This is a genomic window from Saccharopolyspora cebuensis, from assembly GCF_039542665.1.
GTDB classification, from domain to species: domain Bacteria; phylum Actinomycetota; class Actinomycetes; order Mycobacteriales; family Pseudonocardiaceae; genus Saccharopolyspora; species Saccharopolyspora cebuensis.
In genome coordinates, this window is sequence record NZ_BAABII010000016.1 from 84155 (window position 1) to 102259 (window position 18105).

Annotated in this window: 15 protein-coding genes; 4 read left to right on the forward strand and 11 right to left on the reverse strand. The window is 72.6% G+C overall.

Translation table 11 applies throughout. From position 1 onward, the window contains the following. Positions 1–362: 362 nt before the first annotated feature. The 3 genes from ABD976_RS20555 (at position 363) to ABD976_RS20565 (ending at position 4572) form a co-directional block, all read left to right on the forward strand. Positions 363–1469, forward strand: a complete 1107-nt coding sequence (locus ABD976_RS20555) for a J domain-containing protein (RefSeq protein ID WP_345365640.1) — start codon at positions 363–365, stop codon at positions 1467–1469. A 596-nt stretch (positions 1470–2065) separates the two neighbouring features. Further along, positions 2066–3103 (forward strand): tryptophan dimethylallyltransferase family protein, encoded by a 1038-nt coding sequence (locus ABD976_RS20560; RefSeq protein ID WP_345365642.1) that lies wholly within the window; start codon positions 2066–2068, stop codon positions 3101–3103. 89 nt (positions 3104–3192) lie between these two features. After that, positions 3193–4572, forward strand: a complete 1380-nt coding sequence (locus ABD976_RS20565; RefSeq protein ID WP_345365644.1) for a tryptophanase — start codon at positions 3193–3195, stop codon at positions 4570–4572. Between the two features lie 57 nt (positions 4573–4629). Here the strand turns inward: ABD976_RS20565 and ABD976_RS20570 are convergent, their stop codons facing one another. From ABD976_RS20570 to ABD976_RS20620, 11 genes are all read right to left on the reverse strand, one after another. Continuing rightward, positions 4630–5232 carry a GTP-binding protein gene (locus tag ABD976_RS20570; RefSeq protein WP_345365646.1) on the reverse strand — a complete coding sequence of 201 codons (603 nt, stop codon included), beginning with the start codon at positions 5230–5232 and terminating at the stop codon, positions 4630–4632. Further along, complete coding sequence (locus ABD976_RS20575; RefSeq protein ID WP_345365648.1) at positions 5213–5572, reverse strand: DUF742 domain-containing protein; 360 nt, start codon at positions 5570–5572, stop codon at positions 5213–5215. Before ABD976_RS20575 ends, ABD976_RS20570 begins: the two co-directional genes overlap by 20 nt. A gap of 2 nt (positions 5573–5574) precedes the next feature. Next, complete coding sequence (locus tag ABD976_RS20580; protein ID WP_345365650.1) at positions 5575–5985, reverse strand: roadblock/LC7 domain-containing protein; 411 nt, start codon at positions 5983–5985, stop codon at positions 5575–5577. Between the two features lie 18 nt (positions 5986–6003). Beyond that, complete coding sequence (locus ABD976_RS20585) at positions 6004–8226, reverse strand: sensor histidine kinase (protein ID WP_345365652.1); 2223 nt, start codon at positions 8224–8226, stop codon at positions 6004–6006. A gap of 767 nt (positions 8227–8993) precedes the next feature. After that, the gene (locus ABD976_RS20590; RefSeq protein WP_345365654.1) at positions 8994–9776 is read right to left on the reverse strand and encodes an SAM-dependent methyltransferase; all 783 of its coding nucleotides are present in this window, start codon (positions 9774–9776) and stop codon (positions 8994–8996) included. 205 nt (positions 9777–9981) lie between these two features. Further along, entirely contained in the window at positions 9982–10713 is a 732-nt protein-coding gene (gene fabG / locus ABD976_RS20595; RefSeq protein ID WP_345365656.1) for a 3-oxoacyl-ACP reductase FabG, read from the reverse strand. Positions 10714–10755: 42 nt separating this feature from the next. Beyond that, a complete protein-coding gene (locus tag ABD976_RS20600; RefSeq protein WP_345365658.1) occupies positions 10756–11904 on the reverse strand; it encodes a thiolase in 1149 nt (382 codons plus the stop codon). After that, positions 11901–12278 carry a Zn-ribbon domain-containing OB-fold protein gene (locus tag ABD976_RS20605; RefSeq protein ID WP_345365660.1) on the reverse strand — a complete coding sequence of 126 codons (378 nt, stop codon included), beginning with the start codon at positions 12276–12278 and terminating at the stop codon, positions 11901–11903. The genes ABD976_RS20600 and ABD976_RS20605 overlap by 4 nt, the downstream gene beginning before the upstream one ends. Then, on the reverse strand, positions 12275–14392 hold the full coding sequence (locus ABD976_RS20610; protein ID WP_345365662.1) for an acetate--CoA ligase family protein: 2118 nt from the start codon (positions 14390–14392) through the stop codon (positions 12275–12277). The genes ABD976_RS20605 and ABD976_RS20610 overlap by 4 nt, the downstream gene beginning before the upstream one ends. 88 nt (positions 14393–14480) lie before the next feature. Then, on the reverse strand, positions 14481–15623 hold the full coding sequence (locus ABD976_RS20615; RefSeq protein WP_345365664.1) for an acyl-CoA dehydrogenase family protein: 1143 nt from the start codon (positions 15621–15623) through the stop codon (positions 14481–14483). An 8-nt stretch (positions 15624–15631) separates the two neighbouring features. Then, entirely contained in the window at positions 15632–16951 is a 1320-nt protein-coding gene (locus ABD976_RS20620; protein ID WP_345365666.1) for an MFS transporter, read from the reverse strand. A 218-nt stretch (positions 16952–17169) separates the two neighbouring features. On the opposite strand from ABD976_RS20620, the gene ABD976_RS20625 reads away from it, so the two are divergent. Further along, the gene (locus ABD976_RS20625) at positions 17170–18057 is read left to right on the forward strand and encodes a LysR substrate-binding domain-containing protein (RefSeq protein ID WP_345365668.1); all 888 of its coding nucleotides are present in this window, start codon (positions 17170–17172) and stop codon (positions 18055–18057) included. The last annotated feature ends 48 nt before the right edge of the window (positions 18058–18105 follow it).

Sequence of the window (18105 nt, forward strand, 5' to 3'; positions counted from 1 at the left end):
GGGGTGAATCAGCGCTGAACGGTCGGAAACGATCGCCCGAGGGGCTGACCCGGGGTGCGGGCAGCGGCTAGGATCGGCGACCAGCGGCGCGCGGGATCCGCCCGCCGCGCCCGGGAACCACCTCGTACCCGGGTCGTGCGGTCGTCGGCGCCAACCACGGCAGGCACGGCCGGTGGAGGCGACCAGAAGGGAGGAGCGGCGGTGCCGCTCCGGTCGCCGTGTGGAGAGCCCGCTGGCCGAACGGTCAGCGGGTTTTTCGCGTCCGGACGCCGGTCCGCCGTCGCGCCGGTGGTCGTGCCGCCGATGTCCGGTCGGTGGATTTCGCCGGAGTCGATGATCTTGTGCCGGATCCACGTCCTATCATGGCCGCGCAGTCCTGGGAGGTGGGCGGAGTCGTGCGCGAGGTCGACTACTACGAGTTGCTCGGTATCGGCCGCGATGCCGGTGCGGCGGAGATCAAGTCCGCCTACCGCACGCTCGCCCGCAGCATGCATCCCGACGTCGGCGGGACGCCGGGCACCTTCCGGCTGCTGCAGCAGGCCTACGAGACGCTGAGCGATCCCGCGCGGCGCGCCGAGTACGACCGGCCCGTGCCCGATCCGCCGGCCCGGCCCGCCGCCCGCAAGCGGCCCCGGGGATTCGGCGACGATCCGCACTTCGAGCCGAGGCTGCCGAAGCTGGGCCCGCACGACGTGCCGTGGTGGTACGGCGTCGACCCGGACGCGCGGATCCGCTACCTGCCGCAGACCGGTCCGGACCGGGCGCCCGCGCTGGCCATGCTCGGCGGCTGGAGCCTGCTGCTGGTGTCCGGGCTCGCGGTGCCGCTGCCGCCGCTGCTGCTCATGGTGTGGCTGGGCGTGCTGGTGGGCAGCGGCGCGGTGCTGGTGCTGCTGCTGCGCAAGCACCTCCGGGCCCGCCGCACCGACCGCGAGTTCACCGCCGAGTTCGGCGGTCGCAAGGTCTTCGGGTTGCCCGACGGGCAGGACGAGCGGGCGCGGTTGCTCACCGCGGAGCTCTGCGCCAAGTACCTCACCCGGTTGCCGGGGGTGCGCATCTTCCACGGACTGGCGTGGCCGGATTCGGTCTTCGAGGACGTCGACCACGCGGTGCTGTGCGGGCGTCGGCTGGTGCTGGTGGAGTCGAAGTCGTGGCTGCCCGGGCACTACGCCGCCGACGAAGGCGGCGAGCTGTGGCGCAACGGCCACGTCTTCCGGGGCGGCAGCACCCGGCTGGACCGCAGCGTGGCCGCGTTCGAGGAGCTGCTGCCCGGCGTCGAGGTGTGCGGCGCGGTGCTCATCTACCCGAGCCGGGCCGGTGAAGTGACCACAGTGGACCAGCCCGAGGTCCCGGTCGCCCCGATGACCCCCGCCCAGTTCGTCCGCGACATCGGCCGCTGGCTGGCCGAGGACCCGGTGGGCGTGGACCGCGACGCCTTCGTCACCGTGCTCGACCAGGTCGTCTCGGCCTGACGAGCGCCCTTTCCCCGGATTCCCGGTGCGCCCGTGGTGGTGGAAAGCGGTGCGCACCCGCGTTTCCCGGACGCCCGTTCGGATTTCGCGAGGGCAGCGGGGATTTCCGTTCCCACCGCGCCGCCCGGCTTCGGTGCGGCGGATTAGCGGCGCATTATCCGGCGCGCCGTGCAGGGAAATCGGGGGCGGACGTCCTGCCCCGGCGGGCCGCCGCAGGAGCCGCCTCGGCGGGGGAGGTGGGAATCCGTTCCCGGGAGGCGGTTTCGCGCCGGTGGCGGACGTTCCAGGCGCCGCGGCCGTGCCGGGAGGCGGTCATCATGAGTCGTCGGAACGGCATTCGGGGCGGGAATTAACCGGATCTTAAACCCATTCCGCGCGCCGGGCGGATCCGGTTCGCCGGTCGGGACCGCGCGGGAATGCGCCCGGCGGAGGTTCGCCGCGTCTCCAAGATCACTCCGGATGGATCTGGCGGGCATTGTACTCGGCGGCTAAGGTGACCGCTCGTTACTCGGCCTCGCACCACGGGATGAGGCCAAAAGGCAATCCACCAGATCGGGGGTCACATGCGCCTCACCGATGTCACGTTAGGTAGACACGTGACAGGTCAAATGCGCAACCTGTGCACGCTCCTCGGAATCGAGGAAGAGGTGCCGTCGCGGCTGCTGGCGGACCTGCTCGGCGTGCATGCCGAACGACCGCTGACGGACCCGCCTCCGTTCCCGTCCGACGTGGCCGACGACGGCACGCCGGTCGAGTTCTCGATCCAGTTCGACGACGACGGGCGCCGCCACCTGCGGACGCTCTGCGAAGCCCTCGCCCCGGAACCCACCGCGGCGAACAACCTGACCGCCGCCCAGGACCTGCTGTCGGTGCTCGCCGAGCGCCACCACCTCGACCTCGGCAAGCTGGACGCGGTCCGCGACCTGCTGACACCGGAACACCCCCAGGGCGACTTCTCCTGGTGGTGGTCGTTCATCTTCCCGCAGGGCGCCGCCGCGCCGAAGATCAAGATCTACGTCAACCCCGCGATGCACGGCGAGGAGGAGGCGCCCAAGCTGGTCGAGGAGGCGTTCCAGCGGCTCGGTCTGCACGGCGCCTTCGCCACCGCGACCAAGTTCGGGATGCAGCGGCACGGCCAGGACAGGTTCGCCTTCTTCGCCCTGGACCTCGACGATTCGCCCACCGCCCGGGTCAAGCTCTACCTCGCCCACCGCGACGCCGACGTCGCGGTCGCCGAGCGGGCCGCGGCCGCGGTGCCGGGCATCGAGGCCGGGCGGATCCGCGAGTTCTGCGACGTGCTGGCCCCCGGCACCGCGGAATTCACCCGGCGTCCGCTGATCTCCAGCTACTCCTTCGTCGAAGGCGACGACTCCACCCCGAGCAACTACAGCCTCTACCTCCCGCTGCGGGACTACGTCGAGCACGACGGGATCGCGCTGGAACGGGTCCAGGAGCTGTTCCGCGGCCAGGACCTCGCCCCCGAGTCGATCACCGAGGTGCTGCGCGCGGTCACCGACCGACCGCTGGCGGACAACACCGGGCTGATCGCGCACGTGTCGCTGCGGCTGAGCCCCGGTACGAGCGGCAACTCCGTCTACGTCTCCTCGGAGGCCTACGGCGGTACCCGCCGCTGACCGGCGGCGTTCCCCTCGGGCGCGGAGCCGCATCCCGGGCACCGGCCCCGCTCCCTCCCCCCACCCCACGCGAGGACACCGAACACCCCATGCCGCATCTGCGACCCTTCGTCTCCGCCGTCGTGCGCCCCATCCCGGTCACCACGCGCGAGCAGCGCATCCAGGAACTCGACCGGGCGGGCCACAACCCGTTCAACCTGCCCTCCGACAAGGTCAGCATCGACCTGCTCTCCGACTCCGGGACCGGCGCCCTGTCCACCGACCAGCAGGCGTGGGCGCAGCGCGCCGACGAGCGCTACGCCGGCGCGGATTCCTTCTTCCGCTTCCAGGAGGCGGTGCGCGACGTCGTGCCCTACCGGCACATCCTGCCGGTGCACCAGGGCCGCGCCGCCGAGCGCGTGCTGTTCACGGCCCTGCTCGGTCCCGGGCGGATCAGTGTGAGCAACACCCATTTCGACACCACGCGGGCCAACGTCGAGCTCCTCGGCGCCCACGCGATCGACCTGCCCTGCCCGCAGGCGCAGGACCTCGACAGCGAGGAACCGTTCAAGGGCGACATCGACCTCGACGCGCTCAAGGACGTCCTCACCGGCCCGGACGGTCCCCGCGTCGGGCAGGTCCTGATCACCATCACCAACAACGGCGGCGGCGGCCAGCCGGTGTCGATGGGCAACCTGGAGGCGGCGAGCGCGCTGGCCCGCGAGCACGGCGTGCCGCTGATCCTCGACGCCGCCCGGTTCGCCGAGAACGCCTGGCTGGTGACCCGGCGCGACCCGGCCTACGCCGGGTGGAGCCCGCGCGACGTGGCGCGCCGCGCCTTCGAGCTCGCCGACGGCTGCGTGGCCAGCCTGAAGAAGGACGGCCTGTCCCACGAGGGCGGGCTGATCGCGCTGCACGACGGCAAGGTCGCCGACGAGTGCGAGGTCAACGTCATCGCCACCGAGGGGTTCCGCACCTACGGCGGCCTGACCGGGCACACCCTGGAGACCTTGGCCCAGGGGCTGCGCGAGGTGCTGGACCCGAACTACCTGGCCGATCGGGAGCGGGAGGCGGCGTTCCTGGCCGACCGGGCGCACGCCGCCGGGGTCGCCACCGTGCGGCCCTCCGGGCTGCACGGCGTGTACCTCAACGCCGGGCGCCTGCTGCCGCACCTGCAGCCGTGGCAGTTCCCGGGGCACGCGCTGGCCTGCGCGCTGTACCGCGAGGGCGGGATCCGCTGCTCCGAGCTGGGTTCGCTGTACCTGGGCGAGCTGGACGAGAACAACGCGCTGGTCACCCCGGCACCGTTCGAGCTGGTCCGGCTGGCGCTGCCGCGCCGGGTCTACGACCACGGGCACCTGGAGTACGTCGCCGAGGTGTTGGCCGACATCGCCAAGCACCCCGAGCAGGTCCCGGGCTACCGGTTCGTGTCGGCGCCGCCGCTGCTGCGGCACTTCCGGTGCGTCACCGCGCCGATCACCGCGAGCTGACCCGCGAACGGGCCGGGTGGGCGAGCGCCCACCCGGCCCGTTGCCGTCCGCTGCCCGTCAGGCGGTCTCGACCGGCTTGGCGACCCGGTCCAGCGCGTGCCGCGCCAGCGTGATCAGGGTCTGCTTGCACGACTCGCGGTCGCGCGCGTCGCAGTAGACCACCGGCACCTCGGGCGGGATCACGCACGCCTCCCGCAGCTCCTCGGCCTCGTAGTCGTAGGCGTCGGTGAACTTGTTCACCGCCACCACGAAGGGGATCCGGCGCTTCTCGAAGAAGTCGACCGCGGCGAATCCCTCCTGGAGCTTGCGGGTGTCCAGCAGCACGACGGCACCGATGGCGCCGAAGGCCAGGTCCGGCCACAACCGCACGAAGCGGTTCTGCCCGGGGGCGCCGAACAGGTAGAGCACGATCTCCTCGTCGAAGGTGATCCGCCCGAAGTCCAGCGCGACCGTGGTGGTGCGCTTGCGCTCCACGCCGGAGAGGTCGTCCTTGCCCTCGCTGGCAACGGTCATCTCCTCCTCGGTGCTCAGCGGAGGGATCTCGCTGACCGCGCCGACGAAGGTCGTCTTGCCCACGCCGAAGCCGCCGGCGACGACGATCTTGACCGGCATCGGCGCTGCCACGCGGTCTTCCTTCGGGCTAGAGCCTGCAGAGACCATCAAGCACCTTCTTCAAGACATCGTGACTGACTGTTGCGGTTGGGGAGTGGACGTGCACCACCCCGTGGTCGAGCAGATCGCTGCACAACACCCGGACCACGCCCAGCGGCTGCGCCAGCCGGGCGCCGAGTTCGGCCACCGATGCCGGACGGCGGCACACATCGAGGATGGTGCGGTGCTCCGGGGTCAGTTCCAGACGCGGCGCCGGCGGGCGCGGTTGCACGGTCACGACCTGGGTGGCGCGGTCGAGCCTGCTGTGCTTGCTGGGGATCCGCCCGCCCGTGATCGTGTACGGGCGGACGAGAGTGCCTGCATCGTCGTCGTACCACGCCTCGTCCATGCTCAGGTCCTCTCGCCGGCCAGGTCGGGACGGGGGGCCGCGGTCAGGAAGCTGCCGACCCGGGTGACCAGGCGGCCCATCTCGTAGGCCACCGAGGGGATGTCCGCGTCGGCACCGGTGAGCACGGCGAGGCAGGCCCCGCTGCCCGCGGCGCAGACGAAGAGGAAACCCCGCTCCATCTCGACGTGGGTCTGGGCGACCGAGCCGCGGTCGAAGTCCCGGCTGACGGTGTGGGCGATGCTGCGCAGGCTCGACGAGGCGGCGGCCAGGATGTCGGCCTTGTCCCGGTCGAGGCTCTCCGAGTGGGCCAGCGCGAGCCCGTCGTTGGAGATCACCAACGCGTGCTCGGCACCGACGACGCCGTTGACGAAGTCGTCCAGCAACCAACTCAGCTTCGAAGCGTTTTCGATCATCTCATGCCTCACTTGCGGTTATTTCGAGCGGTCGTCGGGGTTGTCGGAGAACGCACCGCGGAAGGCCTGGTGGAAACCGGCCAACCTGCCCGGGTCGGCGACGACGTTCTGCGTCGGTGTCTCCTCCTGGAGGTCTTCCAGGTGGGTGCCTGGGTCGCGGCGGGGCAGCGGGGGGCGTTCCCGCTTGTCCGCCGAGGACTGCCGCCGCTCGGGGATCGAGGTGGTGGCGGTGGCGGGCAACTGGCCGCTGAGCTCGTGGTCCGGCCACGCGGGCTGCTCGCCGGTCGTTTCCACAGTGGACAGCAGTGCGGTGGCCTCGTCCTGGATGGCCCCGTCCCAGCCGGTGGTCGAGTCGGTCAGCGCGGGGGCGCTCGTCGGCTCGTCGAGGTTGTTCAGGATGCGGTCCGGCAGCAGCACGGTGGCGCGGGTGCCGCCGTAGGCGCTGGTGCCGAACTCGACGCCGATGTCCCGGCGCTGGGCCAGCCGCGCCGCGGTGAACAGCCCGAGCTGCTCGGCCTTGCTGCTCTCCAGCACCAGGCGGTCGAACTCGGGCGGATCGGACATCATCACGTTGGCCCGCACCCGGATGTTCTCGTCCATCCCGAGGCCCTGGTCGTCGATGGTGATGGCGACCCCGCGGGCGACCGCGACGGCGGTGATGTGCACCTGGGTGTTCGGCGGCGAGAACGCGGTGGCGTTGTCGATCAGCTCCGAGGCCAGGTGGATGGTGTCGCCGACGGCCAGGCCGGAGACGGCCACGTTGGGCACGTGGCCGAGCATGACGCGCTTGTACTGGCCGATCTCCGAGGTCGCCGAGCGGAGCACGTCGTAGAGCGGGACGGGCTTGCTCCACCGCCGACCCGGGGTCTGGTCACCGAGCACGAGCAGGTTCTCCACCTTCCGCCGCGCGCGGGTGAGCAGGTTGTCCAGGTTCCACAGCCGGGCGAGCTGCTGGGAGTTCTCCTCGTTGCGCTCGAGCTGGTCGATCTCGTTGTAGGCGCTGCGCAGGAGCTGCTGGAGCCGGTGCGCCATGCCGACGAACACCGCGCGGGCGCCCTGCCGCGCCCGGGTCTCGCCGACCGCCGCGTCCATGGCCTCGCGCTGGAAGAGCTGGATCGCGTTGGCGACCTGCCCCACCTCGTCGTTGCCGTAGCGGCGCAGCGTGGACATGCTGTCGTCGACGTCGACCGACTCGCCCTCGCGCAGCTTCTCCACCACCTCGGGCAGGTGCTGGGCCAGGTGCAGCGATTCGGTGCGCAGGTTCTGCAGCCGGGTCAGCAGCGCGTGGTCGACCACGTGCGTGTAGACCCGCCGGGTGCCGATGAAGAACGCCGCCGCGACGACCAGCACCGCCAGGGCGGACCACAGCACGGTGGTCATCGCGCTGGTGCCGTCGGCGACCGCCTGCTGGGACACCAGGTCGGCCTGCTTGGCGACCAGGCCGGAGACCTGGCCGAGCACCTGGTCGGAGACCCGGCGCCAGTCGGCCGCCGAGATCGGCGGCGTGTCGCCGCTGTCCCACGGGCCGTTGACGATCAGCGCGTTCTCCAGCGCCAGGAGCTGCTGCCACTCGGGCGTGGTGGTCAGCGCCTCGTAGTCGGCCTGCACCGAGGGGCGCAGGAACTCGAGGTTGTCGTCCAGGGTGGCGTGCATCCCGCCGTTGAGCCGGGCGAACTCCTGGTGCTGCCCGGGCTGCAGCTCGCCGACCGCCAGCGCGGTCGAGATCAGGGAGCTCTGCCGCGCCAGCATGTCCGAGGCGCGGAACAGCTCGGCCGCCGCCGTACCGCCTTGCAGCGTGTCGGCCGAGGGCACGATCCGGGCCTGGGTCTCGAACAGCTGGGTCGCGGTGTCGAACGTGCCGTTGAAGTAGGCGTTGAGCTCGTTGATCGACATCGTTCCGGAGGCGATCCGGGAACGGATCTCGGGCAGCCGGTCGAACTGCCCGGTGAGCTCGGTCATCGGCTCCTTGAGCTCGTCCGGGGCGGAGGCCATCATCGGCTCGGCGGCGGAGGACATCTCGCGCAGCGTCCGGTCGGTCTCGGCCTGCTGCGCGAGCAGCTCCGGTGGGGACGACGCCCCCCGGCTGACCGCGTCCAGGCTGACCTGGCGTTCCCGCTGGAGCGATTCGAGCGCCTTCACCGCGGGCAGCGACATCTCGCGGACGCCCTGACCGACCTGCTGGGTGTAGACCGCTTCCGAGACGAACACAGCGCTGCCGCCGACGAACACGACCAGCAACACGATCCAGGGAATGGTGACGAGCCAGGTCAACCGCGTCTTGATCGACCGCTCGCCCCGCTGGTCCGATCGGTCTCCCGATGGAGCAGCGAGTTGCTCACTTTCGTTTGCCACGTCCATGCACTTTCTCTCGCGTCTGCTCGCCCGGTACCGGCGAGCTGATCCTTGTGTGCGGACACATGCCGAGGTGCACCGGCGTGCCGAAATCGGGCGCGCGTCATCGAGAACTGGCGGTCGACCGGTGCGCGCACACGACGTCGAGTGGTCGGTGCAGCCGCGCCGTTCCGCGCAGCGACGACGTTCCGCAGCCTGGCAAGGCACGCTCATCGTCCGAGTACTTCTGGAAAGAGCCGCTCCCTTCCGCTATGACCGCTGTTGGTGCTCTCCCCTGAACTCGCACCTCTCGGTGCCCCCGTGACGCGACGCACTGTAGCTGATCATGTCGCCCGGACGGGACTTGAGTCCGCTTTTGATGAGGCGATCCGGCGGGCGGCGACCGAGCTCGGCGGCAGCGCGCGCGGTCGCCGCTTTCCGCGCGCGGCGGCGGAATCGGCGTGCCGCGGCGGACGCGCGGGACGTGCGGTCCCGCGGTGGGCGGCGCGCGGAGCACCGGCGGAGGAGGCGTTACGCCCCGGGCCGGTGATCAAGATCAAAAATGGGTGCCACCCGATCGGGGACATCCCGGGGCGGTTCCGGGCGCGTCGCGGGGCCGGTCGGCGGTCGTTCCGCGCAGCGGTGCGGCCACCGCCGGCCCGCACGCTCACGGGTGCTCAGGCGCGGCGGCCCACGCCCGCCCAGCTCCGGCTCAGCTCGGGCGGGACGGTGGCGGGGCGGCCGGGCGCCGGTCGCCACTGCGCCGGTCGCACCACGCCCGGCGGGACCAGCGCGAAGCCGTCGAACAGCGCGCGCACCTCGCCGCGGGAGCGCGGTCCCGCGGCGTCGTCCCAGGGCGCCGGTCCGGTCGGGGGCACCTCGTCGTCGGTGCGGTGCGTGAGCGCCAGCAGGCTGCCCGGCACCAGCGCCTCGCGGTACCCGGCCACCACCGAGGGCGCCGGGACGTCGATGTGGTGCAGCACCGCGACCGCGAACACGGCCACCGGGCGGTCGAGGTCGAGCAGCTCCGCCGCGGCGCCGAGCACCGCGGCGGGATCGCGCAGGTCGGCGGCCAGCGCGTCGGCACCCGCGGTGCCGGACAGCAGCGCGCGGGCCGCCTCGGCGGTGTCCGGGTCGTGGTCGACGCAGAGCACCCGCGCCCGCGGGTCGGCGGCCTGCGCGGTCGGCACGACCCCGCCCGCGGTGGGGAGGCCGGAGCCGAGGTCGAGGAACTGGTCCACGCCCTCGTCGAGGCAGAACCGCACGGCGCGGCGCAGGAACTCCCGGTCGGCCACCGCGCCGAGCGCGGCGTCCGGGTCGGCGCGCAGCGCCCGGTCCACCGCGTCCCGGTCCGCGGCCCGGTGCCGCGTCCCGCCGAGCACGTAGTCGTACATCCGGGCGGGGTCGGCGACCGCGCCGGTCGAGGCGGCGGTGCCGGGGAGCTTCGCGGGCGTGGTCATGTCGCACCCCTCTCTGCGCGGACGGCCGGGTCGAGCGTAAGTCGACCGCCGGGGCCGGGACATCGCCGCGCGGGGCGAATTTCGGCGGATTTTCACGTCCCGGCGGATCGCTCGCGGCTTGCCCCGGCGGAAAATCCGCCTTCTTCACGCACGCCGAACTCCCCGGTGGTGCGGTCGCGCCCGACCGCACCACCCGCGCCGCCGGTCAGATGTGCCTGCCGCCGGTGATCTCCAGGACGCAGCCCGTCATGTAGGACGACAGGTCCGAGGCCAGGAACAGCACGACGTTGCCGACCTCCTCGGGTTCGCCCGCGCGCTGCATCGGGATCTCGGCGAGCTTGGCGGTCCAGACGTCCTCGCGCAGCGCCGCGGTCATGTCGGTGCGGATCAGCCCGGGCTGCACCGCGTTGACCCGCACGCCCTTGTGCGCGACCTCCTTGGCGGCGGCCTTGGTGAGACCCACGATGCCCGCCTTGGCGGCGCTGTAGTTGGTCTGGCCGATCATGCCGACCTTGCCCGAGATGGACGAGACGTTGATGATCGAGCCGCTGCCCTGCTCGCGCATCACCGCGCTGGCCGCCTGGGTGCCCAGCCACGCGCCCTTGAGGTGCACGTCGAGCACGGCCTCGAAGTCGGCGACGCCCATCCGGCGCATCGTCGCGTCCCGGGTGATCCCGGCGTTGTTCACCATGACGTCCAGCGAACCGAACCGGTCGACCGCCGCGCGGGTCGCGGCGGCCACCGCGTCGGGATCGGTGACGTCGCAGGTGACGCCGAGCGCGGTGTCCTCGCCGAGCTTCTCGGCCGAGGCCCGCGCGCTGTCCCCGTCGACGTCGGCCAGCACCACGCGGGCGCCCCGGTCGTGGAAGGTCCGCGCGATGGCGAACCCGATCCCCTTCGCGCCGCCGGTGATGACGGCGACCTTGTCCTCCAGCATTCGAGCACTCCGTTCCCGCGTGTTCTCGTCAGGGTTCTGCGGTCAGCGCACGTCCTCGGTGCCGAACAGCGCGGTGACCTGGCTGGACAGCACGCCGCCGTTGCCGTGCGCGAGGGCGGTCCGGGCGCCGGCGACCTGCCGGGCGCCGCACTCGCCGCGCAACTGCCGGACCGCCTCGATGATGGTGAAGATGCCGTACATGCCGGGGTGGCAGTACGACAGCCCCCCGCCGTTGGTGTTGACCGGCAGCGTCCCGCCGGGCGCCAGCGCGCCGTCGGCGACGAACGCCCCGCCCTCGCCCTTCGCGCAGAACCCGAGGTCCTCCAGGAACAGGACCGGGTTGATGGTGAAGGCGTCGTAGAGCTCCACCACGTCGACGTCCGAGGGCCGCAGCCCGGCCATCGCGAAGGCCCGGCGGCCGGAGTCGGTGGCGGCGGTGGTGGTCAGGTCGGGCATCGTCGAGATGGCGCGGTGCCAGGTCGCCTCCCCCGCACCGAGCAGGTACGCCGGGGTGACGTCGAGCTGCCGGGCGCGGTCGGCGCCGGTGAGCACCACGGCCCCGCCGCCGTCGGTGACCAGGCAGCAGTCCAGCTTCGTCAGCGGATCGCTGACCATCCGGGAGGACAGCACGTCCTCGCGGGTCAGCGGGTCGCGGGCGAAGGCGGCCGGGTTCAGCCGGGCCCATTCCCGGGCGGCGACCGCCACGTCGGCGAGCTGTTCCCGGGTGGTGCCGTACTCGTGCATGTGCCGCGCGGCGGCCAGCGCGTACATGCTGATCGGGTGGCGGGCCCGGTACGGCGCCTCGTACGGGTTGGCCTTGGACGGCGAGCGCAGCCTGCCGCCGTCGGAGCGCTGGGTGCTGCCGTAGACGATCAGCGCGGTCCCGATCACCCCGGCGTGGATCGCCGAGGCCGCGTGCAGCAGGTGCGACACGAAGGAGCTGCCGCCGATGGTGGAGCCGTCGACGTAGCTCGGCCGGATGCCCAGGTACTCGGCGGTGTCCATGCCCGACATCGGGAAGTACGAGGAGGCGGTGAACAGCCCGTCCACCTCCGACTTGGCCAGCCCCGCGTCGGCCAGCGCCCGCGCGGTGGCCTGGCCGACCAGGTCCAGCGGGGTCAGCCCGGGCGCCACCTCGCCCAGGTCGGACTCGGCGACGCCGACGACCGCGGTGGTCGCGCGCAACGTCATGACCGCACCTCCCGGAACACCGCGACCGGCTCACCGGCCTCCTCGACGACGGCGAAGTCCAGCCGACCGCCGATGGTCACCGCGTCCGGCTCGACGCCGTCGACCCGCGACATCATCCGGAAGCCCTCGTCCAGGTCGACCAGCACGACGTTGTGCGCCCCGGCGCGGGAGCGCACCGCGGTGGTGGAGTAGGTGGTGCCGCGCCCGGCGCTGCGGTGCCAGGCCAGCTCCTCACCACCGCAGCCCGGGCACAGCACGCGCGGCGGGAACACCGCGGTGGTGCAGCTCCGGCAGCGCTGGTAGCGCAGCTCCCCGGCGGACAGACCTTCCCGGTACACCACCTCCGGTGCACCGCTGGTGGGCAGTTCGGTCATGCTCGGCTCCCTTCCTCGGTCAGCAGGGCCAGGCAGTCCACCGCGACGGCGCCCGCGCCCTCGGCGCCGAGCAGCAGCGGGTTCACGTCCAGCTCGGCCACGTCGTCGGCCAGGTCGGCGGCCAGCCAGGACAGCCGCACCACGACGTCGGCCGCGGCGGCCAGGTCGCGGGCCGGTTCCCCGCGCGGGCCGTCGAACACCCGGCTGCCGCGCAACGACCGCAGCAGCCGCTCGGCCGCGGCGTGGTCCAGCGGGGCGATCGCCGCGCGGCTGTCGGCCAGCACCTCCACCAGCACCCCGCCGAGCCCGACGACCACCACCGGGCCGAACGCGGGGTCGCGCTTGATCCCGGCGATCAGCTCGGTGCCGCCCCCGGCCATCCGCTGCACCAGCACCCGGGCGTCCCCGGCGATCCGCAGCAGGTCCTCGGTCGCGGCCCGGACCTCGGACTCCTCGGTGAGCCCGAGCCGCACGCCGCCGACGTCGCTCTTGTGCGCGATCCGGTGCGACAGCAGCTTCACCGCGACCGGGCCGCCGAGCTCGCGGGCCGCCGCGACCGCGGCGTCCGGGTCGGCGGCCGGGAAGGCGCCCGCGCAGCGCACCCCGTAGGCGGCGATCAACCGGGTCGACTCGTGCTCGTCGAGCTGGGTGCGGCCCTGCTCGCGGACCTCGGTGAGCACCGCCCGGGCCACCCGGTCGTCGATGTCGGCCGGGCGCACCGGGGCGCTCAGCGGTGGGCGGAGGCTGTGGTCGGCCAGCGCGCCCATCGCCGCCGCCGCGCGGCCCGGATCGGTGTAGCAGGGGATGCCGAGCTCCTGGAGCCGCTGCCGGGGACGTCCGCTGCCGCCGGTCCACACCACGACCACCGGCCGGTCGGACGCCCGGTGCGCCTGCTCGATGGCGTCGATGAGCTGCTCCGAGCCCTTGTCGGCGTTGCCCAGCAGCACGGCGATCATGTCGGTGCCGGGGTGCTCGGTGGCCACCGCGAGCGCCCGCCGCAGCAGGTCCGGCTCGCTGATCAGGGTGGCGGTCAGGTCCACCGGGTTGCGCGGCGAGCCGAACGCCGGGATCACCTCGGCCATCCGCCGCTGCCACTCGGCGTCCCACGGCTCCACCCGCAGCCCGTGCTCGGCGGCCACGTCGGCCATCAGCACCCCGGCGCCGCCGGACAGCGACAGCGTGGTGATCCGCCGGCCCCGGGTCCGGCGCCCACCGGCGAACAGCTGCGCGGCGTCCAGCAGCGGTTCGAGCCCGTCGAGCCGGATGATGCCGTGCTGGGCCGCGACGCCGTCGAAGACCGCGTCGGCACCGGCCAGCGAGGCGGTGTGCGAGGCCGCCGCGCGCGCTCCCGCCTCGGACCGGCCGACCTTGACCGCCAGGATCGGCTTGTCCAGCTCGTGCGCCCGCCGGGCCACCTCGACCAGCCGGTCGCCGCCGCTGACGCCTTCCAGGTAGGCCATCAGCACCGACACGTCCTCGGTCTCCACCAGCCCGCCGAGGATCTCGGCCACCGACAGGTCGGCTTCGTTGCCGGTGTTGAGGAAGTGCGAGATGCCCAGCCCGGCGCGCTGGGCCGCGCTGAAGATGAAGGTGCCGAAGGCGCCGCTCTGGCTGACGAACGCCACCGGCCCCTCGTGCAGCTCGACGTCCTCGTCCATCGCCGAGGTGAAGGTCGGCATCGCCCGGTCCCGCAGGCTGATCATGCCTAGGCAGTTCGGCCCGAGCACCCGGATGCCGGTCTCGGCGATGGCGGCTTCGAGCCGCCGTTGCAGCGCCGCGCCGCGCTCGCCGGTCTCGGCGAACCCGGCGGCGGCCACGATCGCGGCCGGGATGCCCCGGCGGGCGCAGTCCCGGAGGCCCTCGACGGCGTGCTCGGCGGGCAGCATCACCATCGCCAGGTCGATGTCGCCGTCGATGTCGTCCAGGCTCCGGTAGGCGGGCAGGCCCTGGACCTCGGAGCGGCGCTCGTTGACCGGCAGCACGCGGCCGGTGTAGCCGAACCGCTTGAGCAGGTCGACGGGGCGCCCGGAGAGCTTGATCGGGTTGTCCGAGGCGCCGAGGACGGCGATGGAGCGGGGGTGCAGGAGCTTCTGGATTGCCTCGTCGGCGGCCACGGTGCCTCCTTCGTCGCGGTGGGTGCGCTCGGCGCCGGTCGGTGGGCTCGCCCTGCGCGGCGGTGGGCCGGTCGACGGCCCCGCCGCGTCAGACCCGGCGCAGGAGCTGCTTGGCGATGATCAGCTTCTGGATCTCGCTGGTGCCCTCGTAGATCCGGAACACGCGCGCGTCGCGGTAGAACCGCTCCACGGCGACCCCGCGCATGTAGCCCGACCCGCCGTGCACCTGCACCGCCCGGTCGGCGACCCGGGAGACCATCTCGCTGCAGAACAGCTTCGCGCTGGAGGGGGCCAGCCGGGTGTCGGCGCCGGAGTCGTACTCGCGGGCGGCTTCGAGCACCATCGCCCGGCCCGCGTAGAGCTCGGCCTGCGATTCGGCCAGCATGGCCTGCACGAGCTGGAACCGGCCGATCGGCGCGCCGCCCTGCTCGGCCTCGGCGGCGAAGCGCACCGACTCCTCGACGATGCGGGTCGCCAGCCCGACGCAGATCGCCGCGATGTGCAGCCGTCCCCGGGTGAGCGAGGACATCGCCGCGCCGAAGCCGGTGCCCTCCTGCCCGCCGACCAGCGCGCTCGTCGGCACCCGGGCGTCCTGGAAGTGCACCTCGGCGGTGTGCGCCCCGGCCTGGCCCATCTTGGCGTCGGGCGGACCGATCACCACGCCGGGCGTGCCGGTCTCCACCAGGAACACCGAGATGCCCCGGTGCGGTTCGGCGTCCGGGTCGGTGCGGGCGAACACGACGAGCACGTCGGCGTGCGGGGCGTTGGTGATGAACCGCTTGCTGCCGGAGAGCACGAAGTGATCGCCGTCGCGCACCGCGGTGGTGCGCACGCTGCTCGGGTCCGATCCGGCGCCGTCCTCGGTCAGCGCGAAGGACGCGATCGCTTCGCCGGCGGCCAGCCGGGGCAGCCAGGTGCGCCGCTGCTCCTCGGTGCCGGACTTGACGATCACCTGCCCGGCGATGCCGTTGTTGGTGCCGAACAAGGACCGGAAGGACGGCACGGTGTAGCCCAGCTCCATCGCCAGCCGGACGTCCTCGCTCGTGGTCAGCCCCAGCCCGCCGTGCTCCTCGGGCAGCGCGAAGCCGAACAGCCCCATCTTCGCGGCGGTGTCGCGCAGCCGCCGCGGGATGGCGTCGGTGCGCTCGATCTCGTCCTCGGCCGGGACGACCTCGCCGCGGACGAAGTCGCGGACGGTGCGCAGCACGTCCTCGAATTCGGTGGGTTCCATGGTGGTCCTCATTTCTGCTCCGGAACGGGTTCGGGCGCGGGCCGCTCGGTCGCGCGCCGAGCGGTGTAGGCGAGCAGGGCGCGGGTGCCGAACAGCGAGATCAGCACGGTGAGCAGCGCGTAACCGACGACCGGGACGATCGAGCCGCTGGCGGTCAGCAGCGCCTGGCCGACCATCGGCGCGGTGCCGCCGAGCACCGTGCCGCACAGCGCGTAGGACAGCGAGATGCCGGTGTAGCGGACCCGGGCGGGGAAGGAGGCGGCGAGGATGCCGGCGAGCGTGGAGTAGAACATCACGTGCGGGACGGTGGCCAGCACCATGCCCAGCACCGAAAGCCCCCAGCTCCCGGTGCTGATCAGCACGAACATCAGCGGCATCACCGGCAGCTCGGCGATCAGCAGCACGGTCACCACCCGCCGCACGCCGTAGCGGTTGGCCAGCAGCGCGCCGAAGGGCTGCACCAGGAACTGCGAGATCGCGGCGATGAGCACCACGGTGAGGAAGTCCTCGCGTTCGAAGCCGAGCTCGGCGGTGGCCCAGGAGACCGCGAAGGTCGTCTTGAAGTAGGTCGCGGAGAAGGCGATCGTGCACGCCAGCATGCCGAGGACCACCAGCGCGGTGTGGTTGCGGAACACCTCCACCACGGGGAAGCGGGCGGTCGCGCCGCGCTCCCGCAGCCGGGCGACCTCGGGGGATTCCTCGATCCGCAGCCGGATCACCAGGCCGACCACCACCAGCAGCGCCGAGACCAGGAACGGCACCCGCCAGCCCCAGGAGAAGAACTGCTCGTCGGGCAGCCCGGAGGCCAGGGCGAACGACAGGGTCGCCAGGATCTTCCCGGCGGGGGAGCCCTGCTGGGCGAACGCGCCGAACAGGATGCCCCGGCTCTGGTGCGCGTGCTCGGTGGCGATGAGCACCGCGCCGCCCCACTCGCCGCCGACCGCCAGCCCCTGCACCACCCGGAACAGCACCAGCAGCACCGGCGCGGCCATCCCGATGGCGGAGTAGGTCGGCAGCAGGCCGATGCCCACCGTGGTGACGCCCATCAGCAGCAGCGTGGTGATCAGGGCGTTCTTCCGGCCCACCCGGTCGCCGAGGTGGCCGAAGATGACGCCGCCGACCGGCCGGGCCACGAACCCGACCCAGAAGGTCGCGAACGAGACGAGCACGCCCATCGCGGGGCTGACGGCGGGGAAGAACAGCGGTCCGAACACCAGCGCGGACGCCGTGCCGTAGATGTAGAAGTCGTACCACTCGACGGTGGTGCCGACGAACGACGCCATGCCCGCTTTGCGGCCCATGCGTTCGTCCGGTCGAAGACGGCTCATCCGGGAGAACCTTTCCGGTGGCGGGCGGCGGTGCCCACGTGCGGATCTGCCGGTCGGGGCGGGATTCCCGTCCGGCGCAACGCGTTTCGCGGCTGGGTCGACGCTAGGTCAGGCAGTGTGTTCCGTCTAACACCAAATTCGTGTACGTTTGATTCGGCCGCGCGACACAATCCGCGCTGAGCAGGGCGAAGGTGCTCTCGGGCCGGGAGGTGGGGCGCGTGGAACTGCGCCATCTGCGGGCTTTCATCGCCGTCGCGGAGGAGCTGAACTTCCGCCGTGCGGCGGTCCGGCTGCACATGTCCCAACCGCCGCTGTCGCAGCAGATCAAGCGCCTGGAGCACGAGGTCGGCGTGGCGCTGCTGCACCGCACCACGCGGCAGGTGGCGCTCACCGCGGCGGGAGAGGCGTTCCTGGTCGAAGCGCGCAAGACGCTCAAGGCGGCGCAGGCCGCGCCGCGGGTGGCCAGGCAGGCGGCGGCGGGGGAGATCGGTTCGATCCGGCTCGGGTTCAGCGGGCCGACGTCGTACCAGGTGCTGCTGCTCATCGTGCGCAAGTTCCGGGAGCGCTTCCCGCAGGTGCGCTTCGACATCGTCAGCCCGCTGCTGGGCGGGGAACTCGTCGGGCTGCTCAACCGGCAGGACGTGGACGCGGGACTGCTCCGGCTGCCGATCTCGGCCAGCGGGCTGCGGGTGCGCGAGTTGCAGCGCCATCCGCTCGCGGCGGCGCTGCCCGCCGGGCACCCGCTGGCCGGCGACGCCGAGGTGGTGCTGCCCGACCTGCGCGACGAGGGCTTCATCAGCTATCCCGCCGACCGCGGTTCGGTCGTCAACCAGGTGGTCCAGGCCGCCTGCCTGCAGCACGGCTTCCGGCCCGAGTTCGTGCAGGAGGCCCCGGACACGCACACCATCCTGTCGCTGGTCGGCGCCGGTGCCGGTGTCGGCCTGGTGCCGCTGTCGGCCGGACACCTGGAGGTGCCCGGCGTCGTGCTGCTGCCGGTGCGCGACGCCCCGGTGGTGCCGCTGGCGCTGGCCTGGCGGGAGGACGACCCGAATCCCGCGCTGCGCGGGCTCGTCGGGCTCCTCGACGAGGTCGTCGCCGAACTCTGAGGCTTCGCCGGGGTGCTCGCCCTGCGCGGCGGTGCCGGTGGCGGAACC